The sequence below is a fragment of the Ruegeria sp. AB8 genome, from assembly GCF_056542605.1.
Genome location: NZ_JBQGAB010000139.1, coordinates 1 through 508 on the forward strand (window position 1 = coordinate 1; position 508 = coordinate 508).

The 508-nt window shown below is 60.2% G+C and carries 1 pseudogene; it reads left to right on the forward strand.

The window, feature by feature from the left end:
* A pseudogene (locus ACR0CG_RS24200) lies at positions 1–508 on the forward strand (IS5 family transposase); the annotation flags it as partial.

Consider the following 508-nt stretch of genomic DNA (forward strand, 5'->3'; position numbering starts at 1 on the left):
AAGGTGGCGCGACGCCCCAGCGGCATACGGGCCGCACAAGACGCTCTACAATCGTTGGAAGCGGTGGAGCGACAAGGGCACCTTCGCCGAGATGATGATGGGATTGGCGGCTGATCACGGCGAGACGAAAACTGTGATGATCGGCGCCACCTACCTGAAGGCTCATCGCACGGCGTCCAGTCCGGGCGCCGAAAAAGGGTACGTGGCCGCGAGATTGGCCGCACCAAAGGCGGCAAGAACACAAAGTTGCACGCCATCTGCGACAGCCAAGGGCGCCCACTGAACCTCTTTGTGACAGCCGGTCAGGTCAGCGATTACATCGGCCACGGGCTCTCGTTGGCAGCCTGCCAAAAGTAGATTGGCTGCTCGGAGATCGTGGTTACGACGCCGATTGGTTCAGAGAAGCGTTGAAAGCCAAAGGGATACGCGCCTGCATCCCCGGTCGACAACAGCGCAAGAAACCGGTGAAGTACGACAAGCGTCGCTACAAACGGCGCAACCGGATCGA